Raw genomic sequence first — 18179 nt, 5'->3', positions numbered from 1 at the left:
CACGGTCCGGCCGACCCCCGCTCGCCTCTCTCCCGGGGATCCTCACCACCTCACAGCCTCTGCGGCACGACCGCGACCGGGCACAGGGCATGGTGCAGAAGGGTGTGGCTGACGCGGCCGAGCTGGAGCCCGACATGGCCCGTCCTGGGCCGGGACCCGACGACCACGAGGTCGGCGGCTGCCGACCGGTTCATGAGGACCTTGCCGGCCGGCCCCTCGAGCGTCGTACGGTGCACACGTACCTGCGGATGCTCGGCGATCGCTGCTGCGAGCAGCCCGTCAAGCAGTGCGGAGGCCTCTTCCTCGGGAGTGTTCGCCGCTTCCTCGGCGTGGCGGCTCAGGCGGGCGGGGCTGCGCCAGGCCCGGACCACGTCCAGGACGCAACCGCGCACCTCGGCCTCGCGGAAGGCGAACCGAACGGCCTCGACGGCCGTGTCGGCGTCCCCCAGCCCCAACAGAATCCGCTCATGTGTGCCGGTGATGCCCGCCTGGTCGCCTCGGACGACGATCACCGGGCCACGGGCCCGGCCCGCCACGGCCAGCCCGACCGAACCAAGCAGCAGTCCTTTGAGCTCACCCCTACCACGCGACCCCGTCACCAGTGCGAACGCACCATCCCCCTCGCGCACGAGGGCGGAGACAGCATCGTCCGGGATCACGTCGGTGGTGACCTTCACATCAGGGTTGCGCCGCGCGGCGCGCTCAGCGCCGGAAGCCACGATGTGCTCCGCCAGCACCTGCTCGGAGGGACGCCCCAGGCCGGTGAACGGCAGGGCACCGTCGTATCGCTCCCAGAGGGAGCCGTAGACCAGCCTGAGGGGAACACCATGGCGGCCTGCTTCGTCCACGGCCCAGTCGATGGCGAGCAGACTCGAGTCCGATCCGTCGATGCCTGCGACCAGAGGAAGTGTCATCGTCCCCACCGCCTTTCACGGGGCTTGGAGCGCATGGGACGACTTCACCGTCGCACCCTCCCTCACCGGGGCACGAGGGGCCCTTCGGCCCCTTCCGGGGGCCATAGGACCATCGCTCGTCCATCCACGCCGCAGCCGGTCACGGTGGAGCCGCACCGCCCGGCGTCCGATGCCGGTGGTCGCCTTCGCGGGCCTGTCGTACGGAGACGCGGGTGCGCTCGATCAGTTCGGGGAGGGCCGACCGCACCGGTTCGCTCAGCCCCGCGCCGAGTTCGACGTGGGCCACCTCCACGGCATGTACGACGACCTGCCGCGGAAGCAGGTCGAGGGCTTCCGCCAGGGCGAGGCACTCCCCCAGGCCCAGGGCGTGCGTACTCGCCGTACCCCGCGCCCGGCCGGCCGCCTCCGTCGCTGTCAGGGTGTGCAGCTCACCCGGCCTGGGCTCATGCAGGCGCAGGGCTTCCACCACGACCGCGGTGTCCGCGCCGCGCCACAGTTCGAGCATCCGGCCGGGTTCGCCGTCACTGACCGCCAGCACGGTGTCGTCGGGAACACGGCCTCGCAGGGCCTCCACCACCGCCGGCCCCGCTCCGTCGTCACCGCGCAGGGGGTTGCCCACTCCGATCACCACGATCCGGCCGGTCATGCGCGTTCCACGGTCAGGTCGAGGAAGTGGGCGGCGCAGGAGATGCAGGGGTCGTGGTTGCGGATGGTCCGCTCGCACAAGCGGGTGAGTTCCTCGTCGTCGGCGGCGGGTCCGTGCCGGTCCAGGCGTGCCTGGACGGCCCGGCGGACGTCCTCCTCGATGGCCGTCTGGTTCTGGGCCGTGGGCGGAATGATGCGGGCCGCGGTGAGCGTGCCGCTCTCGGCGAGGGCGTAGCGGTGGTACAGCAGTCCGCGCGGTGCTTCGGTCGCTCCGGTGCCCACTGCCTTGCGCGGGACGACGTCCAGTGCCGGCCGTGGCGGTCGTTCGTAGTCCTGGATGATGCTCAGCGCTTCCTCGACAGCCTGCACCACTTCCACGGCGCGGACGACGATGCTTCGGAACGGGTTGTCGCAGATGTCCCCGGCCACCGGATCGCCCAGCCCGGCGTCCCTGGCGGCCTCGGCCGCCGCCGGGTGCAGCCACCGGCCGCTCACCGCGTAGCGGGCCAGTGGGCCGGTCAGGTAGCGGCGGCCGTCGAGCGCGGCGGTCAGAGCGGTGCTGTGCGGCACCTGCTCCTCGTGCACGTGCTGTTCGAGGTCGGACACCGGGAACTCGTGGGGCTCCGGCGTCCCGCCGACGGTGGCGACGACCGCCGGTGTGCCGGAGTCGATGGCGTAGCGGCCCGGGTCTCGCAGCGCGAGCAGGTCATGCTCGCTTACCGCGTCGGGGAAGTCGAACGCCGCCACCCAGCGGACGGTCTCCAGTGCGTCGTCCCGGGCCTGCCGCAGCCGTTCGGCCAAGGGCCGCAGCTCTTCGGGCGCCGGTGTGCGGTAGAAGCCGCCGACGCGGACGTTGACCGGGTGGATGGGGCGTCCGCCGAGCTGTTCGAGGATGGCGTTGCCGGTCTGTTTGATCCGCAGACCGCGCTCGACGGCGGCTCGTTGGTCGCGGGCGAGTTCGATTGCATCGGCCCGGCCCAGGAAGTCGGGGGCGTGCAGCAGGTAGATGTGCAGGGTGTGGCTCTCGATCCACTCACCGCAGTACAACAGGCGGCGCAACTCCGCGAGAGGCCCGTCCACGGTGACACCGCAGGCGTTCTCGATCGCCCGGCAGGCGCTCATCTGGTAGGCGACCGGGCAGATGCCGCAGATGCGGGCGGTGATGTCCGGCGGCTCGGTGTGAGCGCGCCCGATCAGGAAGGCCTCGAAGAACCGGGGCGGTTCGTAGATGCGCAGCCGTGCCTCGGTGACCGTCTCCTCCTGCACGCGCAGGCGCAGGGCGGCTTCGCCTTCCACCCGGGCCAGTGCGTCCAGCCGCAGGACGCGCGTTCCGCGATGGCTCATGCGGGCCTTTCCGGGTTGTCCTCTGTTTCTGCCCGAGGGGCTTCCTTCTCCTCGGCCGCGAGATCCGCTACGGGGGCATACTCCGGCGAGGCGGCGTTGAAAGTGCGGAAGACACGCAGGATGTCCACCTCGCTCATTCCGTCGCGCCGCAGCTGCGCGATCATGGACCGCAGGTTGGGCCGCTCCGTCGGCCCGAAACAGCCGTAGCAGCCGCGGCCGTAGGCGGGGCAGATGGCACCGCACCCGGCGTGGGTGACGGGGCCCAGGCAGGGGGTGCCGTGGGCGACCGTGACGCAGGTGGTGCCACGCCTCTTGCACTCGAAGCAGACGCTGTGGGCGGGGACCTGGGGTTTGCGTCCGGCCAGGTGGGCGGTGATGACCTCCAGGAGCTGACGGCGGTCGATGGGGCAGCCCCGGAGTTCGAAGTCGACCGGTACGTGTGCCGAGATCGGAGTCGAGGTCTCCAGGGTGGCGATGTAGTCCGGACGGGCGTAGACCGCGGCGCGGAACTCGTCGACGTCCCCGAAGTTGCGCAGCGCCTGGATGCCGCCCGCGGTGGCGCAGGCGCCGATCGTCACCAGGTGCCGGGAGATGCGCCGGATGTGCTGGATGCGCTCGGCGTCCTCGGCCGTGGTGATCGAGCCCTCGACGAGGGAGAGGTCGTACGGTCCCCGGCCGGCCAGCTCCGCCCGCGCCCCGCCAGGGCCCTCGGCGCCGGACATCTCCAGGAAGTGCTCGATCCGTACCTGCTCGGTGAGGCCGAGCAGTTCGTCCTCGCAGTCGAGGAGGGTCAGCTGGCAGCCGTCGCAGGAGGCGAACTTCCAGACGGCGAGCGTGGGCAGGAGGTGGGCGTCGGCCGGCCCTCGGTCGGTTTCCATCTCACAGCTCCCGTACGGCCAGCAGGGGTTCCACGCGGTCGTAGCGCACGACCGGTCCGTCCCGGCACAGCAGCAGCGGGCCGAGCTGGCAGTGGCCGCAATGGCCGGTGGCGCACCGCATGTTGCGTTCCAGCGACACCTGAACGCGGTGCGCGGCGAGGCCTCGGCCCATCAGGGCACGTGCGGTGTGGCGCATCATCACCTCGGGCCCGCACACCAGCGCGTGGGTCCGGTCCGGCCTGAGGGCGAACGCGTCGAGGAGGGCGGTGACGACCCCGACCGAGCCGTGCCAGCCCGGGCCGGGGCGGTCGACGGTCACCCCCACCTCGGCCCCGCCGCGCCAACGCTCGATGTCCTCTCGGTAGATCAGGTCGCCAGGGGTACGGGTGCCCACCAGGACCCCGAGCCGGCCGTAGGCGGCCGGCTGGTCCAGGACCGCGTGGACCGCCGGTCGCAGCGGCGCGAGCCCGATACCCCCGGCGACCACCAGCACGTCCTGGCCGGCTGCCGCGTGCAGATCCCAGCCGGTGCCGAACGGCCCGCGCAACCCGACGGTGTCTCCCGGGCGCAGCCCGTACAGGGCGGCGGAGACCGCGCCCACCGCACGGACGGTGTGCACGACTCCCCCGCGGGGGCCGCGCAGGGCACTGACCGAGATCGGCACCTCACCGACCCCGAACGCGTAGATCATCGCGAACTGGCCGGGTGAGAAGGGCGGGAGTTCCCTGCCGACGGGAACCAATTCCAGCGAACGGACGTCGGAGGTCTCCGCCAGGATCCCGGCCACCCGGTAGGGCAGGGGCGGCGTCACGGTGCTCACGGCGTACCACTCCCGTGGGGTGCGTAGAGGTCCAGCAGCCTGATGCGGGTGGCTTGCAGCCGCTCGGCGACCACCTCGGTGAAGCGGCGCATCAGGGCGTATCCGAGTTCCGGGTCGGCAGCGCAGAGGGCGAGGACGTCGGCGGCAGGGAACTCCGTGGCCTCCACCGCGGTCACCGTCCGTGCACCGAGGTGCCAGCGGTACGGCGGACAGGTCCACGACCAGCCCAGCAGCTGACCTGCCCCGAGCGTCTCCACGAGAGCCTCCGGCTGCCTGCCGGGAACGCAGATGTCGAGGGCGACCTCGCCACTGCGCAGCAGCCAGAAGCGGTCGGCATGCCCTCCTTCGTCGAACAGGCGGGTGCCGGCCGGGAACGCCACGTCGAACCCGACGGCCAGCAACCGCTCGCGCTGAGCGGGCGAGAGGAGGTCCAGAGGTGGTGGCAGCCCGGTCATGGTGCCTCTCCTGATGGTCGGGACCGCGTCCAGTCGTGCAGGGCGGCGGCCTCCTCGGTGATGTCGATGCCGACCGGGCACCACACGATGCAGCGGCCGCAGCCCACGCAGCCCGAGGAGCCGAACTGGTCGTACCAGGTGCCGAGCTTGTGGGTCATCCACTGCCGGTAGCGACTGCGCGGGGAGGTACGGACGGGGCCGCCTTGCAGGTGGGAGAAGTCGAGGTCGAAGCAGGAGTCCCACAGCCGCCACCGCTCCGCGTGGTCACCGGTGAGATCGGTGACGTCCTCGGTCGTGGTGCAGAAACAGGTGGGACACACCATGGTGCAGTTGCCGCACGACAGGCAGCGCCCGGCGACGTCGTCCCAACGGGGGGCGTCGAGCGTGCCGGCCATCAGCTCCCGCAGGTCCGCCTCGGGCATGGTCCGTCCCATCCGGTCCGCAGCGGCGGCGACGCCTGCGCGAGCCGCCGCACAGGTGGCGGGGTCGGCCGGGCGGACGGGCAGTTCGGCCAGGATCTCGTCGCCTTCCTGACTGCCGCCGCGGATCCAGAAGCGGTGACCGTCGTCATCGACCACCTCGGTGATCACCAGGTCGCAGCCGGGAGGGGCAGCGGGTCCCGTGCCCATCGAGACACAGAAACAGGTGCCGCCGGGCTCCGTGCACTCGACCGCGATGAGCAGCGCTCCCGCACGCCGCCCCCGGTATTCGGGGTCGCGGTGGGCACCTCCGGTGAGCACCCGGTCCTGGACGGCGATGGCCCGCGCATCACAGGGACGCACCCCGAGGAAGGCGTACCGCGGCGGCGAGGTCTCCTCTGCCGTGAACACCATGTCCTCGCCCACGCGGTCGGCACGCCACTGCCGCACCTTCGCCGGGTGCAGGAACTGCTTCCACGACTGGGGGCCCGCCGCGTTCGCGAAGGCGGCGCCGTCGGCCCGCTCCCGCAGCCGATACGTCCCGGCTTCGAGTTCCACGCCCCACCCGTACGGCAGCTCGTCGGCCGACTCCAGCTCCGCCAGCACGATCGCGCCGTCCCGCACGGTGGGGCCGACCACGGTGAAACCGCGCCGGGACAACACTTCCACCAGCGCGAGCATGCCGTCCTTGCCCATCACCAGCCCGCTGGACGCGGGAGGAGACGCGGCGTTCACGTCAGGGTCCGCAGTCATGGCCGTTCTCCTTCAAGCACCGCCTCGGGCAGATGGGACATCGGCGGTGCCTCATGCAGTCCACGAACGCAGGATTTCCGGTCCGGCACCACACCAGTAGGGCCATGCGGGCCACAGCCTCGGGTTCTTTCGTCTCCTGCCACTCGGCCCACTCGGGTCGGCGCCCCCGGCTGTCCGGGGCCTCATAGGCCTCGACGGCCACACGCGGGGGCCGTTCGGCCCAGTGCATGCGAAGCATTCCCGACAGATCGTCGAAGAAAGCCGGGAGGAAGGTGGCCGCCATGCGATCGGAAACGGTCCGGAAGGACGTTCCGCCTCGCGTCGAGCCGAATCTGGGCGACTACGAGAAGGTCTGTGCGGGCTTCGCCTGGTCTCAGGCACGCGCCCACCTGCAGGGGCTGCCCGACGGGCGGGGCCTGAACATCGCGCACGAGGCCGTGAACCGGCACGCGGCTTCGGACCGCGCCGCGGCCGTCGCGCTGCGCTGTGTCGGGCGGGACGACTCCGTGACCTGTGTGACGTACGGGGAGCTGGCCCGATCCACCGCAAGGTTCGCCAACGTGCTCCGGGCCCTCGGCATCGGCCACGGCGACCGGGTGGCGACACTGCTCGGCCGCTGCCCCGAGCTGTACACCGTGGTTCTCGGCACGCTCAAGAACACCAGCGTGCTGTGCCCACTGTTCTCCGCGTTCGGACCGGAACCGGTCGCCATGCGCCTGACGCTGAGCGACACGCAGGTACTGGTCACCACGGCGGAGCTGTACCGCACGAAGGTCGCCGGGCAACGCGAGAGACTCGCCGCCCTGCGGCACGTGCTGATCGTCGGCGAGGGCGCGGACGAGCTGCCCGGCACCGTCTCCCTCGGCGCGCTGATGGACGACGCGGCCGACACCTTCACCATTCCGCCGACCTCACCCCACGACATGGCTCTGCTGCACTTCACCAGCGGCACGACGGGCACCCCCAAAGGCGCCGTGCACGTGCACGAGGCTGCCGTCGCCCATTACACGACCGCGCTCTACGCGCTCGATCTCCACGCGGACGACGTGTTCTGGTGCACCGCGGATCCGGGCTGGGACATCGGCATGTCCTACGGGATCGTCGCGCCGCTCATGCACGGGGTCACGGTCGTGGTCGACGAGGGCGACTTCGACGCCCGCCGGTGGTACCGGATCCTCGCCGACCAGCGGGTCAGTGTCTGGTACACGGCGCCGACGGCGCTGCGGATGCTGATGCGGACGACGCCGCGCTCAGGGCCGTACGATCTGCCCCGCTCGTTCGACCTGAGCGCACTGCGGTTCATCGCATCCGTCGGTGAGCCGCTCGATCCGGAGGCCGTGCTCTGGGGCAGGGACGTCCTCGGACTGCCGGTGCACGACAACTGGTGGCAGACCGAGACCGGCGCCATCATGATCGCGAACTTCGCCGCCGGTGAAATCCGCCCCGGGTCGATGGGGCGTCCGCTCCCCGGCGTGGAGGCTGCGGTGTTGCGATGCGGGGAGGACGGCCGGGCGAAGCGGGCCGAGGGGCGCGTCACCGTCGTGGAGGAGCCCGGCGTGGAGGGCGAACTGGCGCTCCGGATCGGCTGGCCGTCCATGTTCCGCGGCTATCTGCACGACGAACCTCGCACCGCTGCGGCTTTCGCGTACGACTGGTACCTCACGGGCGACCTGGTACGACGCGACACGGACGGCTGGTACTGGTTCGTCGGGCGCGCCGACGACGTGTTCAAGTCGGCGGGACAACTCGTCGGGCCGTTCGAGGTCGAGAGCGCCCTGATGGAGCACCCGGCGGTGGCCGAGGCCGGGGTGATCGGCCGGCCCGACCCCGTCGCCGGGAGCATCGTGAAGGCGTTCGTCACGCTGCGGCCGGGCTTCGAGGCGACCACGCAGACCCGGCAGGAGCTGCTGGCCTTCGCCAGGCGCCGACTCGGTCCGGCCGTGGCACCACGTGAGATCGCCTTCGACCAGCACCTGCCCCACACCCGCAGTGGAAGGGTCATGCGCCGCCTGCTGCGAGCGCGTGAACTCGGCCTGCCCGAGGGCGACATCTCCACCCTGGAACGGGTCGGCTCCGCCCAGGACACATCGGAGGCGTCGGCATGAGGCGGTCGACTTCAGCCTGCCGGCCCTGGACCGGATTGCTGGTCACGCTCGGCCCCGGTCGGTGTGGAGGGCCAGGCGGGGGCAGGCGGCGACGGCTCGGCGGGCGTGGGTGCGCAGCTGGTCGGGTACCGCTCGGTCTTTCAGGATGGGGTAGCCCCATTCGTCGAGGTCGATCAGTTCGGGGAGGAGTTCGGCGCACAGGCCCTGGCCGGTGCAGGTGATGCGGTTGATGCGCAGGCTTCGGGCGCTGGTCATCGCCATGTCTCCGGGGGCGTTGCGGGTGGTACGGGGACGGGTGCCTGGTGGGTGGCGGGGCAGGGGCCGTGGGTGAGGTGGTGATCGACGTCGTCGGCGAAGACGTGCAGGGCGGAGGCGGCGAGGCGGGCGGCACCGTCCGGGTGGCGGCAGGCACCGCGGTCGGGCAGTAGACCGGTGCGACGGCGCAGGCGGGACAGCAGGCCGGGGTCGGCACGTCCAGCGGCCAGCACAGCGAAGTCCTCGGCCACGGCCGGCATCCCAAGACGGCAGGGCCCGCACTGCCGGGCACTGTGGGCGGCCAGGTAGGCGAGCATCCGGGCTGTCTCGCTCAGCCCACAGGCTGCTCGGGGCAGCGCGATGAGGACCCCGGCGCCGGGGACGGCGCCCAGCGGGGCGAGGTCGCGTCGGGCGAGGGGCGTGTCCAGATGTGCCGTCGGGAGCCAGGTGCCGGCGAAGCCGCCGAGCAGGATCGCCCGCAGGGGTTCGGTAGGGCCTCCGGCACGGCCGAGGATCGTGGTGATCGGTGTGCCGAGCGCTGCCTCCAGGACACCCGGAGCGGCGACGGCGCCGGAGACGGTGGCGAGCGTGGTGCCGGGCTCGTTCGGGGTGCCCGCCTGCCGGTACCAGTCGGGTCCGTGGCGGGCGATGAGGGCGAGGTGGGCGAGGGTCTCGGCGTTGTTGACGAGCGTGGGGCGCCGGTCGACGCCGCGCTCGTGGGTGCGCGGCGGGCTGCCCTGCGGGCGGGCCGGGCCTCCGCCCAGCCAGCGCACCAAAGAGGTCGACTCGCTGGAGACGTAGATGTGGGGAAGAGCGTGCAGATGCAGGTGGACCTGGTCGAGGCGGGTGCGTCGGCGCTCGTGCAGGGCCGCGCTCAATTGGCGGTACTGAGTGGTGCGGTCGCGGGGCAGGCACACGTGGACGGTGTCCGCGCCGACCGTGGCTGCGGCCAGTACGGCGCCGTCGAGCACGAGGTGGGGTGCGACGGCGATGAGGAACTGGTCCTTGCGACTGGCCGGTTCGCTCTCCATGGCGTTGACGACGACCACGGCGCGGCCACGGCGTTCCGCGACGGCGCGCAGCTTGCGGGCGGTGGGAAAGCCCGCGCCGCCGCGCCCGGTGAGTCCGGCCGCCTCGACGGCCTCCACCAGTGGCATTGACCTACGGCTGCCGAGCGCGGCGGTGACAGGGGGTGGCCCGTAGCGCGTCAGGTGGTCGTTCAGGGTGGCCGACCGTCCTGTGGCGTACCAGTCCGCGAGCAGCCGGGCTTCGCCGGGAGCCGCTGAGCGGTGGAGGGGCGTGCGGGGTGCTGTGGCTGAGGAGTTCACCGTCCGCCTCCCAGGAGGATCGTCGTGGCGGCGGCGCGCTGGGCCCAGCCGGGCTGCAGGGGGCCGGTGGCGAGGAACGCGCCGAGTACGACCGGTACGGCGGTCGCGGCTGTGGCGGCCAGCAGGCGCCCGGTGAGGCGACCTGGGCCGGCCTTGGCCGACCGCCACCACACGGCGGCCACCACGGTGCCGAGGCATCCGGCGTAGAGCCACAGTTGGAGAGGGAGCCGGGTGTCGGTGCCGGTGCCCACGCCGTGGAAGAGAGCGAGCGGCCAGGCCGCGTACGCCAGCCAGTGCACGGCCTTCCAGCGGCGCACACCCAGGCGCTGTCGCAGGGCGCTGGTGACGATCACCGCGAGCAGCAGGTCGAGCGCGGCGGTGCCCAGCCCGAGCCAGAGCGGTCGGTACGACGCCCCGAACGGCACGACGGACACCGCCCACCCCAGGTGGACGAACGGGTCGAGCACCGCGGTCACGATGTGCACGGCGAGGAACACCAGCGTGAGCAGGGACAGGTTGCGGTGCAGGAGGCCGATCTCGAAGCGGCCGATGCGGCGGGGCGCGGCGCGTCCGCCGGAGGCGATGCCGAATGCCACGGTGGCGGTGAGCAGGACCAGGGCGAGGGTGCCGCCCGCGCGGCTGGCGTACCACAGGGGGCTGCCGGTGAGGGTCAGGGTTGTCATCGCGAACCCCCTGGGGCGGGAGCGTCGGCGTCGGGCGGCCAGCCGCCGAGCCGTACGACGTGGCCGTCGAGGCCGACCAGCCGGGCGGGCAACGCGGTGCCGCGCAGCCAGCCCAGGGCCCTCTCGCCCAGCACGATCGCCGCCGTGCTCGTGGTGTTGGCGTCCACGCAGGTGGCGGCGGCGATGGTGACGGTGCGCCAGACGGGGGCGGCCGGTTCGCCGGTGGCCGGGTCGATGATGTGGTGCAGGGTGCGGCCGGCGCGTCGCCAGGTGCGCACACGGATGCCGGAGGTGGCCAGTGCGCCGCCGGTGAGGGCGACGGCGGGGCCGTGGCCTGCGGCGGGTCGGGCGTGGTCGTCGGCCAGGGCGATGCGCCAGCCGTGTTCGGGTGCCGGTCCGGCGGTCGCGAGGTCGCCGCCGAGGCTGACCAGGACGCCGCAGCCGGTGGCCGCGGCGGCGTTGCGGGCGGCGCGGTCGGCGGCGAGGGCCTTGGCCGTCGCGCCCAGGTCGAGGTGGGTGTGCGGGGGCAGGTGCAGCCGTCGGGTGCGGGGGTCGAAGGCGATCCGGCGCCATCCGGGGATGGGCCGGGGTGGTGGCAGTGGCCGGACGTCGTCGGGGCGCACGGAGACGAATGTGCGGTCGTAGCCGAGTCCGGCCATCGCGCGGCCGACGGTCGGGTCCACGGCGCCATCGGTGAGTTCTGCGGCCCGCAGAGCGGCCAGGAGGGCCTCGGCGAAGCCTTCGCTGACCGTCGTCGCAGTGCCCGCGCCGAGGTTGATCCGGGTCAGTTCGGAGTCGGAGCGGAAGCGGCTGCACGTGCGGTCGATGGCGGCCAGTTCGGCGCGCAGAATGTCTTCCGCGGCGGGCAGGGCAGCTGACTCGGTGACGAGCAGTGCTGTCGTGGTGCCGAGGGCCGGGAAGCTGACCTCGGCGGGTGACGGCTTCGGGATGTGCGTGGTCATGACGCCCCCGTGGTGGTGTGCGGCTTCTGCTGGGTGGAGGCGGGCGGCTGGGCCGGGGCCTGCAGCGCGGGCCCCGTGACGGCCGCTGCCTCCTCGTCGTCCGAAGCGCCCTCCTCGTCGTCTTCCCTGGTTGTGACGGACGTCGTCGGCGGGCTCTGCCCGGATGGGGTGGAGGGCGCTGGGGAGGGTGAACTCCCGGGAATCAGGTGGGTGTAGAGGCCGCCGAGGGCGGCCGTCGCGGCCACGGCGGTGACGGCGAGCCACCGGGTGAGGCGGCGGGTCCGTCGCAGTCCGCGATCACGCGCGCGGGGTGAACCGTCCAGGGGAAGGGAGTGGTCGAAGTCGTCGGGTGAGGGTGCCATGGCAGCGGCTCCTGGTGATTCGGCGGCCCGGATCGGCTGCGTGCACTTCCAGGCTGTGACCGCGGCACCCAGGAACTCGCTCACGTCTCTTTCAGGACTGGTAAAGATCTCGGGGCACCGGGGCGCCGGCCCGAGTCAGTCCTCCGGCCACGGCGGCAGGTCCAGTACGACGGTCAGCCCGCCGCCCGGGGTGTCCTCCAGCCGGGCCGTACCGCCGTTGGAGGTGACCAGCCGGTGCACGATGGCGAGCCCCAGACCGGTGCCCCTGGCCTCCGGATTGCCGAACCGGCGGAAGGCGACCGCCTTGGCCCGGGCGCTCATCCCGGGGCCGTCGTCCTGCACGCGCACTCGGACCAGTCCGTCGGTCGCCCGGTGGCCGAGCGTCACGTTCCCGCCCTCCGGCACGGCGTCCACGGCGTTGGCGATCAGGTTGTCGAGGATCTGCTCCAGGTGGCCCGCGCCGAGCGCGGCGGACAGGGCAGGCCCGGCCGAGGCGGTCAGCCGTACGCCGCGTTCCTCGGCCACCGGCGACCAGGCCGCCACCCGCTCGGCCACCACCTCGTCGACCCGGACGGCGACCGGCCGGGGCGTGGCCTGCTCGGCGCGCGCGACCGCGAGCAGCCCGTCGACCAGCCGGGACAGCCGGGCGATCTCCTCCTGCGCGGCGGCCAGCTCGGTGGCGGTGTCGTCCTCCGCCCCGGCGGCGAGGACGTCGAGCCGCAGCCGCAGCGCCGCCAGCGGGGTTCGCAGCTGGTGGGACACGTCGGCGAGCACGGCCCGGTGACCATGCACGAGGGCCTCGGTGCGGGCCGCCATGGTGTTGAAGGTGGCCGCAAGCCGGCGTACCTCCGGCGGTCCGCCGCCGACCTCGGCCCGCTCGTCGAGGGCGCCCTCGCCCAGCCGCCGGGCAGCGGCATCGAGCCTCGACACGGGTCGGCTCACCCAGCGGGCGAGGCGGACGGACAGCAGCACGGAAGCGGCAAGGCCCGCCGCGCCGATCGCGGCGGACCAGCCCCAGATCGCTGCGATCCGGGCGTTGAGCGGGGCTGCGGAGCGGGCGAGGACGACCGCGCCGGAGGGTGCGCGGACCTCACCGGCCGGTTCCGCGGTCAGCAGTCGGCCCTCGTTCTCCGGTGGTTCTGGCTCCTGCCCGGCCAGCACCCGCTCCACCAGTTCCTCCGCCTCCTCGCCCTGCGCCGCCGTACAGGGTGTAGCGGCGACCAGGCGCGCGGATGCGTCGTACACGGCTGCGCAGTCCCCCGCGCGGGCCGCGGCAGCCAGCTCCTGGCGCATCGTGGTGGCGGGCTTGCGGTCGGAGAGGTGTTCCTCGGCCGCCGCGGCGATCACCCGGGTGGCCGCCCGCTGGCTGTCGCGGAAGGCGACGCGCTCGCGGGCCGTCATCGACACCGCGAGCGGTACGACCGCCAGCACCAGCAGTACGGAGGTGAGGACCAGGAGCGTCCAGGTGATCCGGCGGGTCACGGCCGCTCCCGGGACTCCTGGCCCGCACCGAGCCGGAACCCGTGCCCGTAGACGGTCTCGATCAGCCCCGGCACGGCGAGCTTGCGGCGCAGCGCCGCGATGTGCACGTCCACCACCTTGGTGGGGCCGTACCAGTGGGCGTCCCAGGCTCGCTCCAGGATCTGCTGCCGGCTCAGCACCCGGCCGGGGTCGGCGGCCAGGCATTCCAGGATGCCGAACTCCTTCGGCGTCAGCGCGACCGGGCGGCCGTCGACCGAGACCTGCCGGGTGCGCAGGTCGAGGGTCAGCGGGCCGTGCCGTGCGGTCTCCGGCTCCGCCGGGCGCCTGCGGCGCAGCACGGCCCGGATCCGCGCGAGCAGCTCTGCCAGCCCGAACGGTTTGACCAGGTAGTCGTCGGCTCCCTCGTCCAGGGCCACCACCCGGTCCGCCTCCTCGCTCCGCGCGGTGACGGCGATGATCGCGGCGTCCGACCGCGCCCGCAGCCTGCGGCACACCTCGACGCCGTCGATGTCGGGCAGCCCCAGATCGAGCAGCACGACATCGGGGGTGGGTGCCGACAGCGCCGCCCGCCCGGTCCGGACGCCCTCGGCCGCGTAGCCGGCCTGCCGCAGACCACGCACCAGGGATTCCGCGATGCCCCGGTCGTCCTCGACGACCAGCACCCGCGTCTCCTCGGCCACCCCCGTAGCCTCGGTACTCATGCCTGCCACCCGTCTCCTCGGCGGTGAGGTCATTTGTCCGTACCCCACATCCAGCCTGCTCCGCCCGCCGGATCCGATGGCAGGGCCGTTCGTCCCTGGGCTGAGCTGCTCGAACCACCTCGTTGCGGACATGTCAGTGGTGGCTGCGATGCTGCCGGAATGATCCCCTGGAACCTGCTTGATCTTGACAAGGCCCTGCGAACCAGCTGGGCCGCCGACACCTGCTCGCCCGACAACCAGGCGGACTGGCAGCCAGGCAACCCGGCCTGGGGGCACTGCGACATCACAGCCTTGATCGTCAACGACGTCTTCGGCGGCGACCTCATGGTCGGCGAGGTGCATCTCGACGGGACCCAGTACGGCTTCCACTGGTGGAACAGGCTGCCCAACGGTGTTGAACTCGACCTGACGCGCGAGCAGTTCGAGGACGGCCAGAGCATCACCGCTGCCCGTGTCGTCGAGCGCCCGCCGGGCCCTCTGCCCCGCCGCTGGGAGGAGTACCTCCTGCTGCGTGAGCGCGTCATCAAGCACCTCGGTCATCTCCCGGAGCCCAGCTGAGGGGCCGGGGCAGCCCGGCCGAGGGAAACGTTCGAGGTGCAGGCCCGGATACGCTGGTGGGGTGAACGAGAATCTTCCCCCCTGCCCGAAGTGCTCCTGTGAGTACACGTACGAGATGAACGCCCTGGTGGTGTGCCCCGAGTGTGGCCACGAATGGGTTCCCGCCGAGGCCGCCACCGAGGGTGGCGAGGCCGCCGGAGAGCGTGTCGTCAAGGACGCCGTCGGCAATGTGCTGCAGGACGGCGACTCCGTGGTGGTCGTGAAGGCGCTCAAGGTCAAGGGCAGCCCCTCGGGGATCAAGGCCGGGACCAAGGTGCGCAACATCCGGCTGGTCGACGGAGTCGACGGTCATGACATCGACTGCAAGGTCGACGGTTTTGGAGCGATGCAGCTCAAGTCGAGCGTGGTCAAGAAGGCCTGACCCCGCAGGCACCCCCCTCCGTGGACGGGTTGTCCGGGGTGCAGCAGGATGCTGAATTGCAAAATTTCGCAATTGGTTAGATGCTGTGTTGGCTGTGCCTGCAGGTAGCCGCAGGCACAGCCTTTCGCGTCTGCCCCGGGTGGGCCTTGTATGGAAGTCGAGGGGTCGTGTCGGTTCCGCTGTATCAGGCGAAGGCCGAGTTCTTCCGGATGCTGGGGCATCCCGTACGGATCCGGGTGCTGGAGCTGTTGCAGGACGGGCCGATGCCGGTGCGGGACCTGCTGGCCGCAATAGAGGTGGAGCCTTCCAGCCTGTCCCAGCAGCTGGCGGTGCTGCGCCGCTCGGGGATCGTCGGCTCCACCCGCGAGGGCTCGACCGTCGTCTACGAACTCGCGGGTGGCGACGTCGCCGACCTGATGAAGGCTGCTCGGCGGATCCTGACCGAGATGCTCGCGGGGCGGAACGAGCTGCTGGCCGAGCTGCGGGAAGCCGAGGGTGTCGCGCGATGACCAGGGCATTCAGCCAGGTGTGGGCCTGGATCGTGTCGCTGCTGCCCGGTCGCTCCGACCTCGCGGAGATCCGGCGCGACCCGCGCCGGGACCTGCTCGCCGGCCTCACCGTGGCAATCGTCGCGCTGCCCCTCGCACTCGGCTTCGGTGTCTCCTCCGGGCTCGGCGCCGAGGCGGGCCTGGCCACCGCGGTGGTCGCGGGAGCGCTCGCCGCAGTGTTCGGCGGGTCCAATCTGCAGGTGTCCGGCCCGACCGGCGCCATGACGGTCGTCCTGGTGCCGATCGTGGGCCAGTACGGGCCCACCGGTGTGCTCACCGTCGGGCTGATGGCGGGCGTCATGCTCGTCGGCCTGGCCGTGCTCAGGGCCGGAAAGTACATGCAGTACGTGCCCGCGCCCGTGGTCGAGGGCTTCACTCTCGGCATCGCCTGCGTGATCGGTCTGCAGCAGATCCCGAACGCGCTCGGCGTACCCAAGCCCGAGGGCGACCGCGTGCTCGTCGTCACCTGGCGGGCCGTCGAGGAGTTCGCGAAGAATCCGAACTGGACGGCGGCCGGCTTCGCGGTCGCCGTGGCCGCGATCGTGTTGCTCGGCGCCCGGTGGCGGCCGACCGTGCCGTTCTCGATCGTCGCCGTGATCGCGGCGACGATCGTGGCACAGCTGCCCCACCTGGGCGCGGCCAAGCCGATCGGCGACCTGCCGTCGGGACTGCCCGCACCGTCGCTGTCCTTCCTCGACCTCGGCCCGCTCGGCTCCCTGCTCGCCCCCGCCGTGGCGGTCGCCGCGCTCGCCGCCCTGGAGTCCCTGCTGTCCGCCTCGGTCGCGGACGGCATGACGGTCGGGCAGAAGCACGACCCGGACCGGGAGCTGTTCGGCCAGGGCCTCGCGAACATCGCCGCCCCGCTGTTCGGCGGCGTACCGGCCACCGGCGCGATCGCCCGCACCGCGGTCAACGTCCGCACGGGCGCAAGCTCCCGGCTCGCCGCCCTCACCCACGCCGCCATCCTCGCCATGGTCGTCTTCGCCGCGGCACCCCTCGTCTCGAAGATCCCGCTGGCCGCCCTCGCCGGCGTCCTGCTGGCCACCGCCATCCGCATGGTCGAGGTCGGCTCACTGAAGGCGATGGCCAAGGCCACGCGCTCCGACGCCGTGATACTCGTGCTGACCGCGGTCGCGACCCTCGCCCTCGACCTCGTCTACGCCGTCATCATCGGCCTGGTCGTCGCCGGCGCCCTCGCCCTGCGCGCCGTGGCCAAGCAGGCCCGCCTGGACCAGATGCCCCTCGACCGGGGCGACCACAGCGCCGAGGAACACGCGCTGCTCGCCGAGCACATCGTGGCGTACCGCATCGACGGCCCCCTGTTCTTCGCCGCCGCCCACCGCTTCCTGCTGGAACTGACCGAGGTCGCCGACGTACGCGTCGTGATCCTGCGCATGTCACGGGTGTCGACGATGGACGCCACCGGCGCCCTCGTCCTGAAGGACGCGGTGGAGAAGCTGCGGCGGCGCGGCATCGTCGTCCTCGCCTCCGGCATACGCGAAGGCCAGCGCCAGGTCCTCGAATCCGTCGGCGCCCTTGAACTGCTGCGCCACGAGGGCCGGGAGTACGCCACCACCCCCGAGGCCATCCGCGCCGCCCGCGACCATCTGGAGACGGCCGGAGTCCTGCCCGTCCTTCCCGCCCAGATGCACCGAACCTCCGACGAGAAAGCCCTGCGATGAGCACTTCCCCCGCCTCGCTTCGTATGGTCGAGGTCTCCGGCGCGGAGGCCCTCTGGCTGCTGGAGGGCAGCACGCTGGGTCGGCTGGTGTACGCGCAACGGGATCTGACGGTGATGCGGCCCGCCCGGCACGTGTGGGAGTACGGCCGCCTGGTCGTCCGTACGCCTGCCCCGGCCGCGGCGGTTCCGGCGACGGCGACGTACCACGTCGACGACATCCGCGCCGTGACCGGCACCGGCTGGACGGTCACCGTCTCCGGACCGGCCGAGGTGATCACCGACCCCGACGAGGCCGCCCACTACCGGCGCACCCTCGCGGGTTGGACCCACGGCCCGCACGACACCCTGCTGCGCCTGCACCCCAAGACCGTCACCGGTTTCCGCCTCGCCCGCGCGGAGGCGTGATGTCCACGCAGCTCGAAACCCTGCCCCACCGGCATGTGCTCACACTGCCCACCGAACCGTCCGCCGTACGCACAGCCCGCGAGACGGCCGAGCAGGCCCTGGTCGAGTGGGGCATCGGGCTGCGTCACCCGACGGTGGATCCAGCCCTGCTGATACTCGCCGAGCTGGTCACCAACAGCGTCCGGCACGCCGCGGTCCTCTCCCCGACCGTGACCGTGATCTACGCGGCGGGCCCGGACTGCCTGGCCCTCGCCGTCCATGACCGCCACCCCTACCAGCCACCGCTGTACGGGACGGTCACCGACACCGGCACCAGGACAAGCGGCCTGGCCACCGTCATGGAACTCACGCTCGCCCTGGGCGGAACAGCGGTGGTCCGCGGCGACGCCGACGGCGGTGGCAAGAGCATCTGGATCACCCTCCCTCTCTGAACCAGACGGCAGACCCGACCGGCAACCCG

General features: G+C 72.3%; 21 protein-coding genes. 7 read left to right on the top strand and 14 right to left on the bottom strand.

The genetic code is table 11. From position 1 onward, the window contains the following. Positions 1 to 50 precede the first annotated feature (50 nt). The 7 genes from ACFY3C_RS09055 to ACFY3C_RS09025 form a co-directional block, all read right to left on the bottom strand. The gene (locus tag ACFY3C_RS09055; protein WP_390770306.1) at positions 51 to 914 is read right to left on the bottom strand and encodes a universal stress protein; all 864 of its coding nucleotides are present in this window, start codon (positions 912 to 914) and stop codon (positions 51 to 53) included. A gap of 139 nt (positions 915 to 1053) precedes the next feature. Continuing rightward, the gene (locus ACFY3C_RS09050; protein ID WP_390770305.1) at positions 1054 to 1560 is read right to left on the bottom strand and encodes a hydrogenase maturation protease; all 507 of its coding nucleotides are present in this window, start codon (positions 1558 to 1560) and stop codon (positions 1054 to 1056) included. Beyond that, positions 1557 to 2903 (bottom strand): Ni/Fe hydrogenase subunit alpha, encoded by a 1347-nt coding sequence (locus ACFY3C_RS09045; RefSeq protein WP_390770304.1) that lies wholly within the window; start codon positions 2901 to 2903, stop codon positions 1557 to 1559. Before ACFY3C_RS09045 ends, ACFY3C_RS09050 begins: the two co-directional genes overlap by 4 nt. Further along, positions 2900 to 3781: an oxidoreductase gene (locus ACFY3C_RS09040; protein WP_390770303.1), complete on the bottom strand. Its 882-nt coding sequence runs from the start codon at positions 3779 to 3781 to the stop codon at positions 2900 to 2902. The genes ACFY3C_RS09045 and ACFY3C_RS09040 overlap by 4 nt, the downstream gene beginning before the upstream one ends. Position 3782: 1 nt before the next feature. After that, entirely contained in the window at positions 3783 to 4601 is an 819-nt protein-coding gene (locus tag ACFY3C_RS09035) for an FAD/NAD(P)-binding protein (protein ID WP_390770302.1), read from the bottom strand. After that, positions 4598 to 5056, bottom strand: a complete 459-nt coding sequence (locus ACFY3C_RS09030; RefSeq protein ID WP_386577305.1) for a Crp/Fnr family transcriptional regulator — start codon at positions 5054 to 5056, stop codon at positions 4598 to 4600. Before ACFY3C_RS09030 ends, ACFY3C_RS09035 begins: the two co-directional genes overlap by 4 nt. Then, positions 5053 to 6228 (bottom strand): 4Fe-4S dicluster domain-containing protein, encoded by a 1176-nt coding sequence (locus tag ACFY3C_RS09025; protein WP_386577306.1) that lies wholly within the window; start codon positions 6226 to 6228, stop codon positions 5053 to 5055. The genes ACFY3C_RS09030 and ACFY3C_RS09025 overlap by 4 nt, the downstream gene beginning before the upstream one ends. Positions 6229 to 6509: 281 nt before the next feature. On the opposite strand from ACFY3C_RS09025, the gene acsA reads away from it, so the two are divergent. Continuing rightward, the gene (acsA, locus tag ACFY3C_RS09020; RefSeq protein WP_390770301.1) at positions 6510 to 8333 is read left to right on the top strand and encodes an acetate--CoA ligase; all 1824 of its coding nucleotides are present in this window, start codon (positions 6510 to 6512) and stop codon (positions 8331 to 8333) included. Between the two features lie 42 nt (positions 8334 to 8375). Here acsA and ACFY3C_RS09015 read toward each other — a convergent pair whose 3' ends face one another. The 7 genes from ACFY3C_RS09015 to ACFY3C_RS08985 form a co-directional block, all read right to left on the bottom strand. Then, a complete protein-coding gene (locus ACFY3C_RS09015) occupies positions 8376 to 8588 on the bottom strand; it encodes a ferredoxin (RefSeq protein ID WP_390770300.1) in 213 nt (70 codons plus the stop codon). Then, positions 8585 to 9916 (bottom strand): NADH-ubiquinone oxidoreductase-F iron-sulfur binding region domain-containing protein, encoded by a 1332-nt coding sequence (locus ACFY3C_RS09010; RefSeq protein WP_390770299.1) that lies wholly within the window; start codon positions 9914 to 9916, stop codon positions 8585 to 8587. Before ACFY3C_RS09010 ends, ACFY3C_RS09015 begins: the two co-directional genes overlap by 4 nt. After that, a complete protein-coding gene (locus tag ACFY3C_RS09005) occupies positions 9913 to 10599 on the bottom strand; it encodes a ferric reductase-like transmembrane domain-containing protein (protein WP_390770298.1) in 687 nt (228 codons plus the stop codon). The genes ACFY3C_RS09010 and ACFY3C_RS09005 overlap by 4 nt, the downstream gene beginning before the upstream one ends. Then, positions 10596 to 11561 carry an FAD:protein FMN transferase gene (locus tag ACFY3C_RS09000; protein WP_390770297.1) on the bottom strand — a complete coding sequence of 322 codons (966 nt, stop codon included), beginning with the start codon at positions 11559 to 11561 and terminating at the stop codon, positions 10596 to 10598. The genes ACFY3C_RS09005 and ACFY3C_RS09000 overlap by 4 nt, the downstream gene beginning before the upstream one ends. Beyond that, positions 11558 to 11923: a hypothetical protein gene (locus ACFY3C_RS08995; protein WP_386577312.1), complete on the bottom strand. Its 366-nt coding sequence runs from the start codon at positions 11921 to 11923 to the stop codon at positions 11558 to 11560. Before ACFY3C_RS08995 ends, ACFY3C_RS09000 begins: the two co-directional genes overlap by 4 nt. 135 nt (positions 11924 to 12058) lie before the next feature. Then, the gene (locus ACFY3C_RS08990; RefSeq protein WP_390770296.1) at positions 12059 to 13405 is read right to left on the bottom strand and encodes a sensor histidine kinase; all 1347 of its coding nucleotides are present in this window, start codon (positions 13403 to 13405) and stop codon (positions 12059 to 12061) included. Beyond that, a complete protein-coding gene (locus ACFY3C_RS08985) occupies positions 13402 to 14106 on the bottom strand; it encodes a response regulator transcription factor (protein WP_386577314.1) in 705 nt (234 codons plus the stop codon). The genes ACFY3C_RS08990 and ACFY3C_RS08985 overlap by 4 nt, the downstream gene beginning before the upstream one ends. Before the next feature lie 159 nt (positions 14107 to 14265). Between ACFY3C_RS08985 and ACFY3C_RS08980 the strand changes: the two genes are divergently transcribed. The 6 genes from ACFY3C_RS08980 (at position 14266) to ACFY3C_RS08955 (ending at position 18150) form a co-directional block, all read left to right on the top strand. Beyond that, the gene (locus ACFY3C_RS08980) at positions 14266 to 14664 is read left to right on the top strand and encodes a hypothetical protein (RefSeq protein WP_386577316.1); all 399 of its coding nucleotides are present in this window, start codon (positions 14266 to 14268) and stop codon (positions 14662 to 14664) included. A 61-nt stretch (positions 14665 to 14725) separates the two neighbouring features. Beyond that, positions 14726 to 15085, top strand: coding sequence for a zinc ribbon domain-containing protein YjdM (locus ACFY3C_RS08975; protein WP_386577317.1), 360 nt, complete (start codon positions 14726 to 14728; stop codon positions 15083 to 15085). 167 nt (positions 15086 to 15252) lie between these two features. Next, positions 15253 to 15594, top strand: coding sequence for an ArsR/SmtB family transcription factor (locus ACFY3C_RS08970; RefSeq protein WP_390770295.1), 342 nt, complete (start codon positions 15253 to 15255; stop codon positions 15592 to 15594). Further along, positions 15591 to 17315, top strand: a complete 1725-nt coding sequence (locus ACFY3C_RS08965) for a SulP family inorganic anion transporter (protein WP_390770294.1) — start codon at positions 15591 to 15593, stop codon at positions 17313 to 17315. Before ACFY3C_RS08970 ends, ACFY3C_RS08965 begins: the two co-directional genes overlap by 4 nt. Beyond that, positions 17312 to 17719: a pyridoxamine 5'-phosphate oxidase family protein gene (locus ACFY3C_RS08960; protein WP_390770293.1), complete on the top strand. Its 408-nt coding sequence runs from the start codon at positions 17312 to 17314 to the stop codon at positions 17717 to 17719. The genes ACFY3C_RS08965 and ACFY3C_RS08960 overlap by 4 nt, the downstream gene beginning before the upstream one ends. Beyond that, positions 17719 to 18150, top strand: a complete 432-nt coding sequence (locus ACFY3C_RS08955) for an ATP-binding protein (RefSeq protein ID WP_386577321.1) — start codon at positions 17719 to 17721, stop codon at positions 18148 to 18150. Before ACFY3C_RS08960 ends, ACFY3C_RS08955 begins: the two co-directional genes overlap by 1 nt. The last annotated feature ends 29 nt before the right edge of the window (positions 18151 to 18179 follow it).

The sequence above is a fragment of the Streptomyces sp. NPDC001410 genome (assembly GCF_042895235.1).
Taxonomy (GTDB): Bacteria; Actinomycetota; Actinomycetes; order Streptomycetales; family Streptomycetaceae; genus Streptomyces.
Note: the sequence above shows the minus strand (reverse complement) of the source record. Positions and strands in the feature narration are given on the sequence as shown.

Excerpts from the sequence above, each read along its gene's own strand:
- ACFY3C_RS09025 (WP_386577306.1), bottom strand. The coding sequence starts at position 6,228 with ATGACTGCGGACCCTGACGTGAACGCCGCGTCTCCTCCCGCGTCCAGC.
- ACFY3C_RS08960 (WP_390770293.1), top strand. The coding sequence starts at position 17,312 with ATGAGCACTTCCCCCGCCTCGCTTCGTATGGTCGAGGTCTCCGGCGCG.
- ACFY3C_RS08965 (WP_390770294.1), top strand. The coding sequence starts at position 15,591 with ATGACCAGGGCATTCAGCCAGGTGTGGGCCTGGATCGTGTCGCTGCTG.
- ACFY3C_RS09030 (WP_386577305.1), bottom strand. The coding sequence starts at position 5,056 with ATGACCGGGCTGCCACCACCTCTGGACCTCCTCTCGCCCGCTCAGCGC.
- acsA (WP_390770301.1), top strand. The coding sequence starts at position 6,510 with ATGCGATCGGAAACGGTCCGGAAGGACGTTCCGCCTCGCGTCGAGCCG.
- ACFY3C_RS08980 (WP_386577316.1), top strand. The coding sequence starts at position 14,266 with ATGATCCCCTGGAACCTGCTTGATCTTGACAAGGCCCTGCGAACCAGC.
- ACFY3C_RS09055 (WP_390770306.1), bottom strand. The coding sequence starts at position 914 with ATGACACTTCCTCTGGTCGCAGGCATCGACGGATCGGACTCGAGTCTG.
- ACFY3C_RS08985 (WP_386577314.1), bottom strand. The coding sequence starts at position 14,106 with ATGAGTACCGAGGCTACGGGGGTGGCCGAGGAGACGCGGGTGCTGGTC.
- ACFY3C_RS08955 (WP_386577321.1), top strand. The coding sequence starts at position 17,719 with ATGTCCACGCAGCTCGAAACCCTGCCCCACCGGCATGTGCTCACACTG.
- ACFY3C_RS09005 (WP_390770298.1), bottom strand. The coding sequence starts at position 10,599 with ATGACAACCCTGACCCTCACCGGCAGCCCCCTGTGGTACGCCAGCCGC.
- ACFY3C_RS09050 (WP_390770305.1), bottom strand. The coding sequence starts at position 1,560 with ATGACCGGCCGGATCGTGGTGATCGGAGTGGGCAACCCCCTGCGCGGT.
- ACFY3C_RS08995 (WP_386577312.1), bottom strand. The coding sequence starts at position 11,923 with ATGGCACCCTCACCCGACGACTTCGACCACTCCCTTCCCCTGGACGGT.
- ACFY3C_RS09045 (WP_390770304.1), bottom strand. The coding sequence starts at position 2,903 with ATGAGCCATCGCGGAACGCGCGTCCTGCGGCTGGACGCACTGGCCCGG.
- ACFY3C_RS09040 (WP_390770303.1), bottom strand. The coding sequence starts at position 3,781 with ATGGAAACCGACCGAGGGCCGGCCGACGCCCACCTCCTGCCCACGCTC.
- ACFY3C_RS09015 (WP_390770300.1), bottom strand. The coding sequence starts at position 8,588 with ATGACCAGCGCCCGAAGCCTGCGCATCAACCGCATCACCTGCACCGGC.
- ACFY3C_RS09000 (WP_390770297.1), bottom strand. The coding sequence starts at position 11,561 with ATGACCACGCACATCCCGAAGCCGTCACCCGCCGAGGTCAGCTTCCCG.